This is a genomic window from Micrococcus sp. iso_239 (assembly GCF_056173395.1).
Genome location: NZ_CM149672.1, coordinates 326,680 through 342,551 on the forward strand (window position 1 = coordinate 326,680; position 15,872 = coordinate 342,551).

Genomic DNA, 15,872 nt, shown 5'->3' on the forward strand with positions numbered 1-15,872 from the left:
TGACGCCATGGACGCCACCTCGCACCCCGACGCCGGCCCCCGCCTCCCCGAGACCTCCGCGCCGGGGGGCGACGCCGCGCTGCACGAGGAGGCCCTGGCCGTCCTGCGTCGGCTCGTGGACCGGCCGGACGCGCGATTCAAGGACGGGCAGTTCGAGGCGATCGAGGCGCTCGTGGCCCACCGCCGCCGCGCCCTGGTGGTGCAGCGCACCGGCTGGGGCAAGTCCGCCGTGTACTTCGTGGCCTCCCTCCTGCTGCGTGCCCGCGACGCGGGGCCCACGCTGATCGTCTCCCCGCTGCTCGCGCTCATGCGGGACCAGGTCGCGGCCGCCGCCCGGGCGGGCGTGCGCGCGGTGTCCGTGAGCTCGGCGAACGCCACGGAGTGGGACGAGGTCCGGGCCCGGCTGGCGGCGGACGAGGTGGACGTGCTGCTGATCTCGCCCGAGCGCCTCACGAACCCCCGGTTCCGGGACGAGCAGCTGCCGGGCCTCGTGGCGCGCATGGGTCTGCTCGTGGTGGACGAGGCCCACTGCATCTCCGACTGGGGCCACGACTTCCGGCCGGACTACCGCCGCATCCGGGACCTGATCGGGCTGCTTCCCGCCGAGGGGAGGCGCGCGGTGCCCGTGCTGGCCACCACCGCCACGGCCAACGCCCGGGTGGTGGCGGATGTGGTGGAGCAGCTCGGCGTCGCCTCCGAGCAGGACGTGTTCGTGCTCCGCGGCCCCCTGGCCCGCGCCTCGCTGCGCCTGGGCGTGCTGCGCATGCCCAGCCCGGCCGCGCGCCTGGCCTGGCTCCTCGACCACCTCGCGGACCTGCCGGGCTCCGGGATCGTCTACGCCCTCACGGTCTCCGCCGCCGAGGACACGGCGCGCGCCCTGCGCGAGGCGGGGCACGAGGTGGTCGCCTACACGGGCCGCACGGACCCGGAGCGGCGCGCCGAGATCGAGGAGGACCTCAAGGCCAACCGGGTGAAGGCCGTCGTGGCCACCTCGGCGCTCGGCATGGGCTTCGACAAGCCGGACCTGACGTTCGTGGTGCACTTCGGTGCGCCGGGCTCGCCCGTGGCGTACTACCAGCAGGTCGGCCGCGCCGGCCGCGGGACGGACCACGCGGACGTGCTCCTGCTGCCCGGGCCCGAGGACCGTCGCATCTGGGAGTACTTCGCCACCGCCTCCATGCCGGACGAGGAACAGGCGCGCGCCGTGCTGGGGGCGCTCGCGGACCACGGCGGGGCCCTCTCCGTGGCGGCGCTCGAGCCGGCCGTGCGGATCAAGCGCACCTCCCTGGAGCTGCTGCTCAAGGTCCTCGCCGTGGACGGGGCGGTCGAGCGGGTGGGCGGCGGCTGGCGCGCCACCGGGCGGGAGTGGACGTACGACGCCGAGCGGTACGCCCGCGTGGCCGAGGCGCGCCGGGCCGAGGAGCGGCTCATGCTCGACTACCAGACCACGGACCGGTGCCGCATGGAGTTCCTGGCCCGCACCCTGGACGACCCCACCGCCGCGCCGTGCGGCCGCTGCGACGTCTGTGCCGGCCCCTGGTACCCGACGGGATCGGACGGGGCGGCGCGGGAGCGCGCGGAGGCCGCCCTGCGCCGCACCGGTGTGCCGATCGAGCCCCGTCGCATGTGGCCCTCGGGCATGGACCGGCTGGGCGTGCCCGTGAAGGGGCGCATCGCGCCCGAGTCACAGGCCGAGGAGGGTCGCGCGCTCGCCCGCCTGACGGACCTCGGGTGGGGCACCGTCCTGCGGGACCTGCTGGACCGGGAGGACGCCCCGGTGCCGGAGGAGGTCCTGCGGGGCGCCGTCGACGTCCTGGCCGGCTGGGGGTGGCGAACGCGGCCGATCGCCGTCGTCGCGATGCCCTCGCGCACCCGCCCGCAGCTGGTGGGGTCGTTCGCCGAGGGGATCGCCCGGATCGGCCGGCTGCCGTTCCTCGGCTCGCTCGAGCACGCGCGCGGCGGCCCCACGGCCGGGCCGGGCGGCAACAGCGCCTACCGGCTCGGGTCCGTGTACGGCCGGTTCGCCGTCCCCGAGGCGATGGCGCAGATGCTGCGCACCGCCCCGGACGCCGGCCGCCACGGCCCCGTGCTGCTGGTCGACGACCTCGTCGACTCGCGGTGGTCGCTCGCCGAGGCCGCGCGGGTGCTGCGCGAGGCCGGCGCGCAGGGGGTGCTGCCGCTCGTCCTGGCCCAGGCCGGATGAGCCGCCGAGGTCAGCGCTCCGCGCGGACGATCGCCAGCACGGCGTCGCGGAGCGCCTCCATGGTGGCGGCCGTGCGGGCCTCGCCGTTGTAGCGCAGGAACGGCTCCGTGTTGGACGGGCGGAGGTTGAACCACCACGTGCCGTCCTGGGCGGCGATCGTGGTGCCGTCCATGCGGGTCACCGTGGTGGCCACCCCGGCGAAGTCCTCGTGCACGGCCTGGCCTTCGCCGACGCCCTCACCCACGGCGGGGGCGAACTGCGCCACCACCGCGGCCACGGCGGCGTCCTTGTCCGCGACCTGCGAGTTGATCTCTCCGGAGGCCACGTACGGCTCGTACTCCTCGGCCAGCTCGGACAGCGGCTGCTCCTGGCCGCCCAGGGCCGCCAGCACGTGCATGGCCGCGAGCATGCCGGTGTCCGCGTTGAAGAAGTCGCGGAAGTAGTAGTGCGCGGAGTGTTCGCCCCCGAACACGGCGGACTCGGCGGCCATGACCGCCTTGATGAAGGAGTGGCCCACGCGAGTCTCCACGGCCCGGCCCCCGTCGGCCGCCACGAGCTCGGGGACGGCGCGGGAGGTGATCAGGTTGTGGATGACCACGGGGGTCTGCTCGCCGTCGGCCTTCGCGCGGGCGATCTCGCGGCGGGCCACCAGGGCGGTGATCGCGGAGGGGGAGACCGGGGCGCCCTGCTCGTCGATCACGAAGCAGCGGTCGGCGTCGCCGTCGAAGGCCAGGCCGATGTCCGCGCCGTGCTCCACGACGGCGGCCTGCAGGTCCCGCAGGTTCTCCGGCTCCAGCGGGTTGGCCGGGTGGTTCGGGAAGGTGCCGTCCAGCTCGAAGTAGAGCGGCTCGATCTCCAGCGGCAGGGCGGCCAGCTCGGCGTCGCCGAGGACAGCCGGGGTGGTCTTGCCCGCCATGCCGTTGCCCGCGTCCACCACGACCTTCAGGCGGCGCACCCCCGTCAGGTCCACGAGCGAGCGCAGGTATGCGGCGTAACCGGGGAGGATGTCCTCCTCCGTCACGGTGCCGGCGGTCTCGGCAGCGGGGATCTCACCGGCGTCGAGGTAGGCCTGGGCCGCGTCGCGGATCTCGAACAGCCCGGTGTCCGAGGAGACCGGCACGGCGCCGGCCTGGGCCATCTTCATGCCGTTGTACTCGGCCGGGTTGTGCGAGGCGGTGAACACCACGCCCGCGGCCTGCTTCACACCCGCCGCGTAGTAGAGCATGTCCGTGGAGATCAGCCCCAGGGTGACGACGTCGGCGCCGCGGCGCGTGGCACCCTCGGCGAAGGCCGTCATGAACGCGGGCGAGGAGGGGCGCATGTCCCCGCCGACCAGCACGGTCTGACCGGCCAGGCCCAGCACGTCCACGAAGGCCGCGCCCACCGCGCGGACGCTCTCCGCCGTGATGGACTCGCCCACGATGCCGCGGACGTCGTACGCCTTGAAGGAATCGTGCAGGTCGAGGGAGGGGGTCGAGGTAGTCACTCGACCGATCGTAGTGGACAGCCTGGATACAGTGATGGCGTGCCCCCGACCACTCCGCCCCCGAGCGCGGGGCCCCCGGCCGTCCCGCCGTCGGGAACCGCGCCGGCCGCTCCCGGGGTGCCCGCGTACCGCAGGCTGCTGATCGGGCTGTTCCTGGCGGGGGTGGCCACGTTCGCCCAGCTCTACTCCCCGCAGGGCCTGCTGCCGCTGGTCAGCGACGACCTGGGCGTCCCCGCGGACCGTGCCGCCCTGCTCGTCTCCGCCAGCACACTCGGCCTCGCCGTGTCGGTGGTGCCGTGGTCCGTGGCCGGGGACCGGTGGGGCCGCCGACGCGCCATGGTGGTCTCGATGGTCTCCGCCAGTGCGTGCGCGCTCGCGGGCGTCCTCGCGCCCACGTTCGAGGCCATGCTCGGCCTGCGCCTGCTCGAGGGCATGGCGCACGGGGGCGTCGCGGGACTCGCCGTGGCGCTGCTGGCGGAGGAGGTGGTCCCGCACGCGGTCGCGGCGGCCGCCGGCACCTACATCGCCGGCACCACCCTCGGCGGTCTCTCCGGCCGGCTCCTCGCCCTGCCCGTCGCGGAGGCGTCCTCGTGGCGCGGCGGCATGCTGGCCGTCACCGTGGTCGGTGTGCTGTGCACGGTCGGCTTCCTGGCGATCACCCCGCGTGCCCGACGTTTCACGCCGTCGCCCACCTCCGCGGCGGCGCTCGTGCGCATCGTGCGCGGTCACCTGAGCTCGCCGGAGCTCGTCGTCGTCTACCTGCAGGGGGCGCTGCTGATGGGTGGGTTCGTGGCGCTGTACAACTTCGTGGGATACCGCCTGCTCGACCCGCCGTTCTCCTGGACGCCGACGGCGGCCGGCCTCGTCTTCCTCGCCTATCTCGCGGGCACGTGGTCGTCGCCGCGCGCGGGTCGGCTGGCCGCGCGGGTGGGCCGGCTGCCCGTCCTGGCCGGCGCGACGGCGGCCATGGCGGCGGGCGTCGCCCTCACGTCGGTCCCGCATCCGGCGGTGCTGGTGCCCGCCCTCGTGCTCGTGACGGGCGCGTTCTTCGCCGCCCACGCCGTGGCCTCCGCGTGGTCCGGGACGGCCGCCCCCACGGGCCGCGCCCAGTCGACCTCCCTGTACAACTTCGCGTACTACGCCGGCTCGAGCCTCTTCGGCTGGCTGGGCGGCGTGTTCCACGAGTCCCATGGGTGGCCGGGGACGGTGCTGATGGTCCTGGCCCTGGTGCTGACCGCCCTGGCGAGCGCCGTCGTCGTGCTGCGCGGACGCGGGACGGCCCCGGCGCGCTGAGCCGGGGCCGTCGTGGGGGCGGGTGTGAGCGGGTCGACCCGCGGGTCACCAGCTGAGGGCCTCGGCATCCGTGCCGGTGGCGGACCGGGCCTGGTCGCGCCAGGCGGCGAGGACCTCCGGGTCCTGCAGCTCGAGCCACGCGATCATCTGCTGGTAGGTCACGCAGTAGGTGTCCTCCTCGACGCAGACCTCCCGCATGACCTTCTCCACAGCCGGGTTGAACGCGTTGAGACCCCAGTCGTTGAAGTGGTTGCCGAAGACCAGCGGGGCGCGGTTGCCCGCGAACGCCGAGTCGTACATGTAGCGGTAGGTGCGGTACTGGAAGTCGGTGAGTCGGGAGACGTCCTCCGGGATGTCCTTGCCGCCGTTGCCGGAGATCCAGAAGTTGTAGTCCATCGCCATCACGAACGGGCTGGCCGCGTCCTTCTCGGCGAGCACGGGGGACCAGGTCATCGGCATCTCGAACTCCCAGATCCCGTCCTCCTGGTAGGGCCAGGCGACGCCGGAGGCGGCCGCGGCACGCGACGTGTCGTACTCGAGTCCGTTGTCCTTCCACATCGGGACGAGCTGGTCCCACTCCCCGTCGAGGCAGGGCAGGCGTCCGCCCTTGACGTCGTCGGGGGTGACCTCCAGCGCCGGCAGGGAGCTGCCCGGGTTGTAGGCGCCGGGGTCGGAGAGGATGTCCGTGAACGAGCCGTACTCCTGCTCCCATTCGGCCGTGGACCACTGGTCTGCGCCGTACCTCGTGGGCGCGCACAGGTGGCCCGCGTAGTGGGTGCCGATCTCGTGGCCGGCGGCGTGGGCCGTGTTGATGTTCTCGATGCGCTGCGCCACCTCGGCCTCGTCGCCGCCGAACTCCGTGCCCACGTAGCCGGGCTCGTTGCCGGGCGCCGTGTAGTTCTCCCGATTGGCGGTCTCGATGAGGTTGATCGCGGACTGGAACACCGTGAACTTCGCGTCGGAGTCCGCGGCCGCGTCCAGGAAGGTCTTCCAGCGCGCGTCCTGACGGCCGCCGTCGAAGGAGAAGAGGACGAACTGCGGCGGGCGTTCCTCCGCCGTGAAGGCCCGCATCGGCACGCCCTCATGGGAGCGGGCGGACGGGCGGGGGAAGGACATGCGGTCTCCTGGCTCGGTCGAGTGGCGGGCGGAGTGTCTCCTCCATGGCCGCCGTGACCAGACACGGAAGACTCCACGTTCCACCGTAGGGGAGGCCCCCCGGTGGCTCTGGAGCCCTGGCAGAACTGTGACCAGGTTGTGATGTGGCGCCGCGGCTGCCGGCATGGCCCTCGCGGGCCACACCTAGACTGGAGGCATGGAATATCTCGTCCCTGTCCTCGCGGTGGTCGTCATCGGCGCCCTCGCGTTCGCCGCCGCCCGGTGGATGTCGGCTGGTCGAGCGCGTCAGGCGGCGGATCAGCGCACGCCGTCCGGTCGCGGGCTGGACATCGGACCGGAGCGGGCGCGTCTGGCGGCGGGGCTGCTGGACGAGGACGCCCATCGGCGCGTGTACGGGCACATCGCCCAGAGCCGTGTGATGGAGGCCGTGCGCGACTACCGCGCCCACACGGGACGCGGCCTGAAGGACGCCGTCATGGACGTGCAGTCCCTCGCCGTGCATCCGCAGGTCTACTCCGAGCCGGTGCAGGAACCGGACGCCACGTCCGCCGGAGTCGCGGGGCCCGTTCCCGACGACCATGGGGAGCCCCACCGGGACGATGCGGCCCCGGCCGAGACCCCCGGGCCGAAGCGGCCCGGACAGGATTCGAGCGGGCGGGGGGAGCCGGACGCCCAGACGCCCGATCGCGAGACCTCTGACGCCGTGGCCGAGGACGACGCCCGGCAGGACGCCGACCACGACTCAGCTGCGCCGCGTCCGACGGCGACGCCCGCCGATGAGCTGACCACCCTGACCGTCCCGGCCGAGTGGACCGCCGCCCCCGCCGAGGAGGAGCTCCCCTTCGAGGTCGAGGTGATGCGGGGGACGGACTCCGTCCGCCTCTCCTCGCAGGACCTGCCGCCGTGGCTGCGCGACCAGCTCTCCGCCATGGTGCGGGACGGCAACCTCGAGTCCGCCGCCGTCCAGCTGTCCAGCCACTCGGAGCTCTCCGTCCCGGAGGCGTACGAGCTGCTGCGCCGCATGCGGGAGCGCCGCGGGGAGGGCTAGTCACCGGCCGGTCGGCATGTCAGGTCGCCGCGCGCAGACGCGAAGAGGGCCGGAATCGCGTGGATTCCGGCCCTCTCTCGCGGAGACGGGGGGATTTGAACCCCCGGCCCAACTTTCGTCGAGCCCTTCATTAGCAGTGAAGTCCATTCGGCCGCTCTGGCACGTCTCCTCCATCCGGCGCGCCTCGCACGGGGCGACGCGCGGTCAGACCGGTTCAGTTTAGCGCGCCAGGCCAGGGCAGGGCAAAGGAGCGGCGTGCTCACGGACGGATCACCATCGCGCACGAGCGGGGCCCCGGATCCATGGATCCGGGGCCCCGCGTGATCTGTCAGCCGTCCGGCCTGAGGCCGACGCGTCCGTTCAGATCAGATGCGATCCTTGCGGTCGTTGCGGCCGTCGAGGTCGCGATCGGTGGCGTCGCCGTCGACCTTGACGTCCTCGTGGCGGACCTCCTCGGTCACCGTCTCGGTGCCCTGCACCTGGCGCTTGCCCAGGGAGACCTTCTCGGCGTCCACGGTCTTGTTGACGACCGGGGTCTCCTCGTAGGTGGTGACCTCGACGTCGCCGTCGCGGCCGGCGGTGCGGGCCTCGGCGGAGTTCGGGTCGACGGACTCGCGCTCCACCACGACCTCCTCGCGGGTGACGGGCACCTCGACGGTCTCGGTGGTGGTGTAGGCCTGCTTGCGCAGACGGACGCGGCCGGAGGCGCGGCGCTCGGTGCCGACGTTCAGGTGCTCGTCCTTGACGACGACGGAGTCGGCGTCGGTCACCTCGCGGCGGTCACGATCGGCCACGTCGCGGCGGTCGCCGTCCACGACGGCCTCGTCGCGGCGGTCGGCCACGCCGGCCACACCCGCGGTGCCGGCCACGCCGGCGGCGCCGGCGTCGGTGCGCACGTCGTCACGACGCACGTCGCCGTCGTGATCCGCGGCGGAGTACTCCATGGAGTAGTACTCGTAGATGCGCTGCTCCTCCTCGGGGGTCAGCGAGCCGTCCGCGTCCACGTTCGGGGCGTCCTTCACGAAGGACTTCTCGAAGGGCACCGTGATGCCGTCGGCGGTGGTCTGGGCCTGCTGCAGCGGCACGAAGGTCTCGCGGGCGCCGAACAGGCCGGTCTTCACCGTGACGAAGGTGGGCTCGTTGGTGACGTCGTCGAGGTAGACCTGACCGACGGAGCCGATCTTGTCGCCGTCGGTGGCGAAGACGGTGGAGTTCTGCAGCTGGTCGAGAGCGTTGCGGTCCATGAGGAATTCTCCTTCTGAATTGGTGTTTTGTTGCCTTACGCTCATTCACAATTCCCCATGGGCCCGAGTGGCGTCAACCATCGGCCCCCCAGATTCCCAATTCCCAGACTTCTCCCAGAATCTCGGTGTGATCCGCATGATTCCGCGGATTCTTCGTCCGGGCCTGCTGTGGATCCTGGGGGATCGGTGGGAGTGTGGCGCATGCGGTCCGCGACCCTTGACGGCCACCGATATTGTGTGGAATACGCGCGCCGCAGGCGTGAAAACGATCCCGAGGAGAGTGGAGGCCCCATGTCCGAGCCCCTGGTGGCCGAGCGCCGCCTCGCAGTGGTGGGAGCCGGCCCCCGCGGCGTCATGCTGCTGGAGCGGATCCTCGCCCGACTCGAGGGCGCGGCCCCGGACGCACACCCCCGGCGGCTGCGCATCGACGTCGTGGACCCCTATCCGCCCGGGCCAGGGCGGGTGTGGCGCACGGACCAGTCCGAGCTGTACCTCATGAACACCCCCGCGTTCTTCCCGACCGCGTGCGCCGCCGACAACCCCGGTCTGCGCCCCTCCACCGCCGCGCAGACCTTCGACCAGTGGCGTCGCGTGCACCCGGAGGCCAGCCTCGGCGTGCGCCGCCACCAGTACCCGGCCCGAGCGGTCTACGGGCGCTACCTCCGGCACCTGTACAAGGACGTCGTCGCGGGGCTGCGCGCCCGCCCCGAGGTCGTCGAGGTCGTCGAGCACCGCGCGGAGGCCACCGCCCTGCACCCCCGGCCCGACGGCGGCGCCCGCCTGGAGCTGCGGGACGCCGACGGTGCGGTCTCCGCGCTCGACGCGGACGCCGTCGTGCTCTGCCTGGGCCATCAGCCGGCGGAGCTCAGCCCCGGCCAGAACCGGATGGCCGCCGCCGCGCGGGGCAGGGACGAGCTGCACTACCAGGGCCCGCAGATCCCCTCGGACGTGGACTGGGAGACCGTGGAGGCCGGGGCGGACGTCCTCGTGCGGGGCATGGGCCTGAACGCGTTCGACCTGCTGGCCCAGCTCACCCAGGGCCGGGGCGGGGTGTACCGCCGCACCGGCGACGGACCCGGCCGGGCCCTGCGGTACGAGCCGTCGGGGGACGAGCCGCGCCTGCACCTGATGTCCCGCCGCGGCATCCCGTACCTGCCCAAGGCTGAGGTGGACGCCTTCGTGCCCCGCGGCGTCACCCTCAGCTACCTCTCCGACGCCGCCGTGGACGCCCTCGCCGCCCGGCACGGGGCCCTGGACCTCGCCGAGCACCTCTGGCCGCTGCTGCACCGCGACGTGGTCCGGCACTACTACGCCACGCTCGTCCGGGCCCAGCCCGAGATCCTCGGCGGCCCCGTCGAGGCGCGCCGGTTCCTCGGGGAGCTCGTCGGCCAGCTCGAGGAGGCCGGCCGCGGCGCCCCCGTGACCTCCGCGCACGCCGAGGAGCTCCTCCAGCGGTACGCCCCCGGCCGCCGCTTCCTGGACATCCTGGCCTATGGATCCCCGTTCGAGGACGCCGTGTTCGCCTCCCATGAGGACTATCAGCGGGCCGTCGCGGACCTCATGGAGCAGGCCTGCGTGGAGGCCGCCCTCGGGGAGGAGTCCCCGTTCATGATGGCCGTCGGCGCGCTCCATGCCGGCCGACTGCGGATCAAGGCGTGGATCGCCGAGGGTCGGATCGCCGAGGCCTCCCGCATCCGGGACGTCCAGGGCTGGTTCGAGCCGCTGGTCGAGGGCCTCGCCTCCGGCCCGCCCCTGTGGCGCGTCGAGCAGATGCTGGCGGTGCACCGGGCCGGCCTGCTCACCTGGGCCGGCCCCGCGCCCGTGGTCGAGGCCGAGGACCACGGGTTCACCGCCCACAGCCCCCAGGTGGGAGCGCAGGACTCGCTGGGGCCCGCCGTCGTCGAGGGGGCCTGGCTGGTGGAGGCGATGATGCCGCCCAACCGCGTGCAGGCCGCCGCCTCCCCGCTGGTCCGTCAGATGCTGGCGGACGGCGTCGCCGCGGCCGGGACGTGGGAGGACGAGGAGGGTGTGCGCGTGCCCGCCACCGGCTTCGACGTCACGGCCCGCCCGTACCGGCTGCGGGCCGCGGACGGCACGGTCCACGCGGACGTGTTCGTGCTGGGCCTGCAGCTCTCGGGCGTGCAGTGGGGCACCGCGATCGCGGCCGAGGCCGGGGCCGATCCGACCGGACGTGCCCTCTTCCTCGCCGACGCCGACGCCGCCGCGGCGGCCGTGCTCGCCGGCTGAGCCCCCACGACGACGGCGGGGCCGCCCGGGTGGCTCCCGGACGGCCCCGCCGTCGTCATGCCGGGTGTGGCGCCCCGCGTCCCGTCAGGGACGGACCGGCCCGCGGCCCTTGCCCGGGTGCTCCGGGCCGTGGCCCTTGCCCGGGTGGTCGCCGCCGTGACCCGGGGTCGCGCCGACGCAGCGCAGCCACTCGCGCACGGAGTTCGCGGGCTTGCCCGGCACGCCGCGCGGATCGGTCACACCGTCGCAGGTCTCGCCCGGGGAGGGCTCCGGCTCCGGGGTCGGCTCGGTCACGGGCGCGTCGAGCTGGAGGCCCACCAGGATCGGGTTGTGGTCCGAGGACCGCCACTGGTCCGCGGAGTACAGGTCCTCGGCCACGTAGTTGTGGCGCGAGTACTCCAGTGCCACGGATTCGTTCGCGTTGATCATCCAGATGTCCTGGCCGGTGATCGCCGCCGCCGCCGACGGCGAGGCGTAGATCCCGTCCAGGCTGCCGACGGCGCCGCCGAACGCGTACGAGTACTCGCCCGTGAGCGCGCCCTGCGAGACGTACCCGGCCGCCTCGAGCACGCGGATCGGGTCCTCCTTCTCGTACGCGTTGAAGTCACCCATGAGCAGGACGCGGTCGGTGCCGGTCTCGGCCTTCATGCGCTCGGCGAAGGCCACGAGGGCCTCGGCCTGGCCCACGCGGTCCGCGTTGTATGCGCCCTGGCCATCGCCCGCGTCCACGTTGCCCCCGGTCGCACCCGAGCCGCCCTTGGACTTGAAGTGGTTGGTGATCGCCACGAAGTCGGTGCCGGCCGCCCCCTCGGACGTGCCGTCGGCGGCGCGGAACAGCTGGGCCATCGGCTCGCGGGCGTTGTCGAAGTTCGTCTGGTCGTCGAGGATCACCGACTCGCCCACCGGGGTGACCTCGGCCGGCTGGTAGATGAACGCGGAGCGGATGACGTCCTCGTCCGCGAGCGCGGGACGGGTGGCCGGGGAGGCCACGTAGGCCCAGCGCTGCTCGCCGGCCTGCGCGTTGAGGGCCTCCACGAGGTGGGCCAGCGCGTGGTCCCGGTCGAGGCCGAACTTCTCGGAGTTCTCGATCTCCTCGAGCGCGACCACCGAGGTGCCGAGGCCGTTGATCGCGGCCGCGATCTTCTCCTGCTGGCGGGCGAACGCCTCGGAGGTGTAGGCGCCGCGCGGCAGGCAGCCGTTCGTGGTGACGGGGGTGCCGGCGTGGTCGCGGTAGGCGCTGCAGCCGGCCACGTCCTGACCCAGGGTCGTGAAGTAGTTGAGCACGTTGAAGCTGCCGACGGTGACGTTGCCGCCGACCGCCTCGGGGGCGGCCTCGGCCGGGCGGGTGTCCTCGATCGTCACGGGCTGGACGGCGGCCGCCGTGGCGTCGGTGAGGTGGCCCAGCGGCTGGAAGGACCACGCGTCGAAGCGCCAGTCGAGGATGACTCCGGTGGTGAACTCCAGGCCCGCGCCCACGCGCACCGGCTGGTCCGCGTCCAGGTACGGCAGCGGGTTCTGGTTGCCCGGTGAGCGCATGAAGTTCGTGGTGGCCCCGTCGTCGAGCACGATCAGCTGCTGGGCGTTGGCGGCCGCGACGGCCTGGGCCTCGGCGCCGGGCCGGGCCACCGACGTCGGGTTGTCCAGCGGCGTGGTGCCGGGGACGATGCCGAGGGAGCCGTACTGGTTGAGGGAGTAGTTGTCCGTGACCGTCCAGTCGCCCTGCGGGGCGAGGACCATGCCCTCGAGCGCCTCACGGTCGGCCTCCTCCAGCGGGAACTCCACCGGCGTGGGGGCCACGGCGCCGGGCTCGGCGACCGGCAGCACGCCGCCGGCGGCGACCTTGATCTGCGTGAGGCCGTAGTGCTCGGCCGCTTCGCCCGTGACCTGGACGTGGTCGCCGAGCGTCACGGAGCCGACCGTGTCCGGCGAGTACACGAACACGCCGTCGGAGGCGCCCGGGGTGGCGTCGGGGGTGTCGCCGCCGGTACCGGCGGTCTGGATGTAGTAGCCGTCGTAGCCGCCCGTGGAGTACACGGCGGTGACGACGCCGGTGGTGGTCACCTGGCGCCCGGCGTACGGGGTGGCCGTGCCGGTGCCCTGGAGCTGGGCGATGGTGATCCGCTCGGCCGGGGTCGGCTGCGGCTCGGGCTCCGGGGTCGGCTCGCCGCCGGTGGCGGCGGCGTTGGTCGGGGTGACCTGGTCGGTGACGGTGAAGTCGGCGCTGTTGTCGTCCGTGTCCACGCCGTTCGTGCGGGTGAGGGACTTCGGGTCCGAGTTGGCCGAGGGGGCGCCGGCGGCCGCCGTTTCGAAGGTGTTCGTGGCGCCGTAGCCGAGCACGTCCGCGACGCCCGGCACCTGGCCGGTCACCACGGAGCCGACCGGCAGGTCCGTCACGGTGCCCGCCTGGCGTGCGAGCACGATCGTGCCCTTGGTGCCCGCGGGGTTGAACGCCCCGCCGGCCACGAGGTCCGCCTGCGGCAGGGCGACGCCCGCGGTGCCGTTGGAGCCGCCGGAGACCAGGAAGTGGCCCTTCGCGGGCACCGTGCCGGACAGCGCGACCGTGCCCTGGGTCGCGGCCGTGCCGGCGGCGGAGCGGTACTGCAGGGACCAGCCGTCGAGGTTGATCGGCTGGTCAGTGGGGTTGTAGAGCTCCACGAACTTGTGGGTGTACACGGCGTTCGCGGAGCCGCCGTTGGTGTACGCCTCGTTGATGACGAGGGAGTCGCCGGCCGGGCTGGCCTGGGAGGGCAGGGCCACGGCGGGGGCGAGCAGGGCCAGGGCGGCGGTGGTCACCGCGGTGCGCGCGGCGAAGCGGGGCAGGGGGGTCATGTCGTCCTCGTCTCGATCTCTCTCGATGGGTCAGCGCGGCAGGCCCGCGGCGGTCAGCCAGGCCTGGGCGGAGAAGACGGGGTGCGTGGCGGCGCCGCGCTGCACGCCGCGGCCCTTGCCCGGGTGGTCCTCGCCCTTCACGCGACCCTTGCCCGGGTGGTCGGCGCCCTTGTCATGGCCCTTGCCATGACCCTTGCCCGGGTGGGTCGGGGCGGGCTGCTCCGGTTCGGTGGGGGTCGGGGTCGCGGTGACCTCGAGGGCATGGCGCACCACGGTCGTGTTGCCGTCGGCGTAGCGCACGGTCATCACGAGCTCGCCCGTGCCCGCGGCGGCGGGGGCGGTGATCCCGGAGAGCGTGACGGTCTCGGAACCCGCGGGGACGGCCACGGTGCCCAGGGCGGTCTCGACGCCGTCGGCCGTGCGGAAGGCGACGTCGACCGCGGTCGGCGCGGGGGCGCCGTCGGAGTCCACCACGAGGTCCCCGAGGGTCAGGCCGACGGCCTGCCCGGCCTCGACCGAGGCGGGGGCGTCGGTGACCGGCACGCCGTTCTTGCCGAAGTCCGGGGCGACGGCGCCGTGGGCCGCGTCCTGGGCGCGGGCGTAGTCCGTGATCGCCTGGGAGTCCAGCAGGCCCATGTTCACGAAGTTCTGGCGGCCGGTCGCGAAGGCGGTGTAGCCGTCGGGGGCCTTGGTCGGGTCCCCGAGCGTCGTCCAGGTGTCGTCGGCCAGGAACGACTGGCTGGCCACCGTGTACATGCGGTCCGCCTGGAGCGGCTCGCCGTCGATCCACACGCCGGTCACCTTGTCCCCCTGCGGGCGGGACTCGTCGTAGGTCCAGGTCAGCTCCTCGGACCAGCCGAGGGTGAACTTGCGCACGTCGTTCCGCCAGTTCTCCTCGAGGGCCAGCTTGATGGAGGAGCCCGGGATGTCGAAGTAGGTGATGGTGTTGCCGAACGGCGCCATGTCGAGCAGCTCGCCCAGGGTGAGGCGACCGACGAGGTCGGCCGGCTTGGCCGGGAACGCGCCGCCGTCGGTGAAGCGGTCCGTCAGCAGCTCGGAGCGCAGGCCGCCGGGGTTGGTCACGCCGAGGTCCACCTCGGGGTTCGCCTGCTCGGCGGCGTGTTTGACGGCGTCGCCCACCCAGGTGCCCAGGGTGGTCTCGGCGGCGCGCGTGCCGCCGGCCTTCCAGGAGCCGCCGGCGTCGATCAGCTTCTGGTAGTCGGTGGTGATGGAGGCGGACAGGTCGGCCACGACCTCGCCCTGCAGGTCTTCGAAGACCGCGACGGCCTCCTGCTCGATCGCGTACACCTGGGCGGTGACGGGGGATTCCGCGGCGGCCTCGGCGGGGGCCTGCGTGGACCGGGTCAGCAGGCGCGGGGTGAGCCCGGTGACCTCGCCGTCGGCGCCCACGGTCAGCTCGACGGCGGCCAGGTGGCTGCCGGAGGCGCCCGCCTGGATCACGGGGCGGTGGGCGCCGCCGGCCGTGGTGTCGTACTGGTAGAGCTGGTGGGTGTGGGCGTTGAATATGAGGTCCACGGCGGAGGAGGTCTCGCCGACGATGCGGTCGAACTCGGCCCGGGCCGCGCGCTCGGCGGCCAGTTCGCCCGCGCCGGCGGCGCCGTCGTGGTACGAGGCCACGATCACGTCGGCGGCGTCCTGGGCCGCCAGCTCGTCGGCGACCGCGTTCACGGCGGCGACCTCGTCGAGGACCTCGTTGCCCTTCAGACCCGCGCCGGTGGTGGTCGCGTACAGCTCGTTGGGGGAGGCACCGATGACGGCGACGCGCACGCCGTCGACGTCGAAGACGGCGTGCGAGGTGAGGACGGGCTCCTTGCTCGTCGGGTCCACCAGGTTGGCGGAGAGCACCGGGAACTGGGCCCGGGACTCCACGCGGCCCTGCAGGTCGTCCAGGCCCTTGTCGAACTCGTGGTTGCCGGCGGTCAGCGAGGCCAGGCCGAGCGCGTTCATCACGTCGATCGTCGGGTTGTCCTGCTGCACGTTGGACACGGACTTCGAGCCGCCGATCAGGTCGCCGGCGCTGGTCAGCAGCGTGGAGCCGGCGCCGTGCTCGGCCTCGAACGCGGTGCGGTAGTCCTCCACGGTGTCCGCGAACTGCGTGCCGATGTAGTCCCCGGACAGCGCGCCGTGGAAGTCGTTGAAGGACAGGATCGAGATGGTGGTCTCGTCCGCGGCGGCCGTCTCGACGGCCAGGGCGGGCGCCGCACTCGCGGGCGCGAGGACGAGGACGGTGCAGGCGGCCGTGGTGACGGCACGGCGGCGGAACAGGCTGGGCATGGCTCTCCCCGGGATGCGTGATGACAGAGGTGCGCCGCCGGTGGACGGCGGGGTGACGCGCCGAGTCCACCACATCCAGGTGGCCCCCAGGTGAACGAGAGGCGGCGGGCC

Annotated in this window: 9 protein-coding genes and 1 tRNA gene; 4 read left to right on the forward strand and 6 right to left on the reverse strand. The window is 73.5% G+C overall.

Annotation, left to right across the window (positions count from 1 at the left end; all coding sequences use genetic code 11):
- The first annotated feature begins 7 nt into the window (after positions 1–7).
- Positions 8–2,203 (forward strand): RecQ family ATP-dependent DNA helicase, encoded by a 2,196-nt coding sequence (locus AC0VX2_RS01505; RefSeq protein WP_363734934.1) that lies wholly within the window; start codon positions 8–10, stop codon positions 2,201–2,203.
- Between the two features lie 10 nt (positions 2,204–2,213).
- On the opposite strand, the gene AC0VX2_RS01510 is transcribed toward AC0VX2_RS01505, so the two are convergent.
- Positions 2,214–3,689 (reverse strand): phosphomannomutase/phosphoglucomutase, encoded by a 1,476-nt coding sequence (locus AC0VX2_RS01510; protein WP_336630268.1) that lies wholly within the window; start codon positions 3,687–3,689, stop codon positions 2,214–2,216.
- A 141-nt stretch (positions 3,690–3,830) separates the two neighbouring features.
- On the opposite strand from AC0VX2_RS01510, the gene AC0VX2_RS01515 reads away from it, so the two are divergent.
- The gene (locus tag AC0VX2_RS01515) at positions 3,831–4,982 is read left to right on the forward strand and encodes an MFS transporter (RefSeq protein ID WP_387028526.1); all 1,152 of its coding nucleotides are present in this window, start codon (positions 3,831–3,833) and stop codon (positions 4,980–4,982) included.
- Between the two features lie 45 nt (positions 4,983–5,027).
- Here the strand turns inward: AC0VX2_RS01515 and AC0VX2_RS01520 are convergent, their stop codons facing one another.
- Entirely contained in the window at positions 5,028–6,098 is a 1,071-nt protein-coding gene (locus tag AC0VX2_RS01520; RefSeq protein ID WP_336646940.1) for a polysaccharide deacetylase family protein, read from the reverse strand.
- A 196-nt stretch (positions 6,099–6,294) separates the two neighbouring features.
- Here AC0VX2_RS01520 and AC0VX2_RS01525 point away from each other — a divergent pair, with 196 nt between their 5' ends.
- Positions 6,295–7,146 (forward strand): hypothetical protein, encoded by an 852-nt coding sequence (locus AC0VX2_RS01525; RefSeq protein WP_336646939.1) that lies wholly within the window; start codon positions 6,295–6,297, stop codon positions 7,144–7,146.
- An 80-nt stretch (positions 7,147–7,226) separates the two neighbouring features.
- Here the strand turns inward: AC0VX2_RS01525 and AC0VX2_RS01530 are convergent.
- Positions 7,227–7,315: transfer RNA gene (locus AC0VX2_RS01530), tRNA-Ser, on the reverse strand.
- Between the two features lie 196 nt (positions 7,316–7,511).
- Positions 7,512–8,390, reverse strand: coding sequence for a PRC and DUF2382 domain-containing protein (locus AC0VX2_RS01535; RefSeq protein WP_251393402.1), 879 nt, complete (start codon positions 8,388–8,390; stop codon positions 7,512–7,514).
- Positions 8,391–8,681: 291 nt separating this feature from the next.
- Here AC0VX2_RS01535 and AC0VX2_RS01540 point away from each other — a divergent pair, with 291 nt between their 5' ends.
- The gene (locus AC0VX2_RS01540; RefSeq protein ID WP_145015996.1) at positions 8,682–10,637 is read left to right on the forward strand and encodes an FAD/NAD(P)-binding protein; all 1,956 of its coding nucleotides are present in this window, start codon (positions 8,682–8,684) and stop codon (positions 10,635–10,637) included.
- Between the two features lie 84 nt (positions 10,638–10,721).
- Here the strand turns inward: AC0VX2_RS01540 and AC0VX2_RS01545 are convergent, their stop codons facing one another.
- Entirely contained in the window at positions 10,722–13,466 is a 2,745-nt protein-coding gene (locus tag AC0VX2_RS01545; RefSeq protein ID WP_186302034.1) for an ExeM/NucH family extracellular endonuclease, read from the reverse strand.
- Between the two features lie 30 nt (positions 13,467–13,496).
- Positions 13,497–15,761 carry a bifunctional metallophosphatase/5'-nucleotidase gene (locus AC0VX2_RS01550; RefSeq protein WP_144786604.1) on the reverse strand — a complete coding sequence of 755 codons (2,265 nt, stop codon included), beginning with the start codon at positions 15,759–15,761 and terminating at the stop codon, positions 13,497–13,499.
- Between the last annotated feature and the right edge of the window lie 111 nt (positions 15,762–15,872).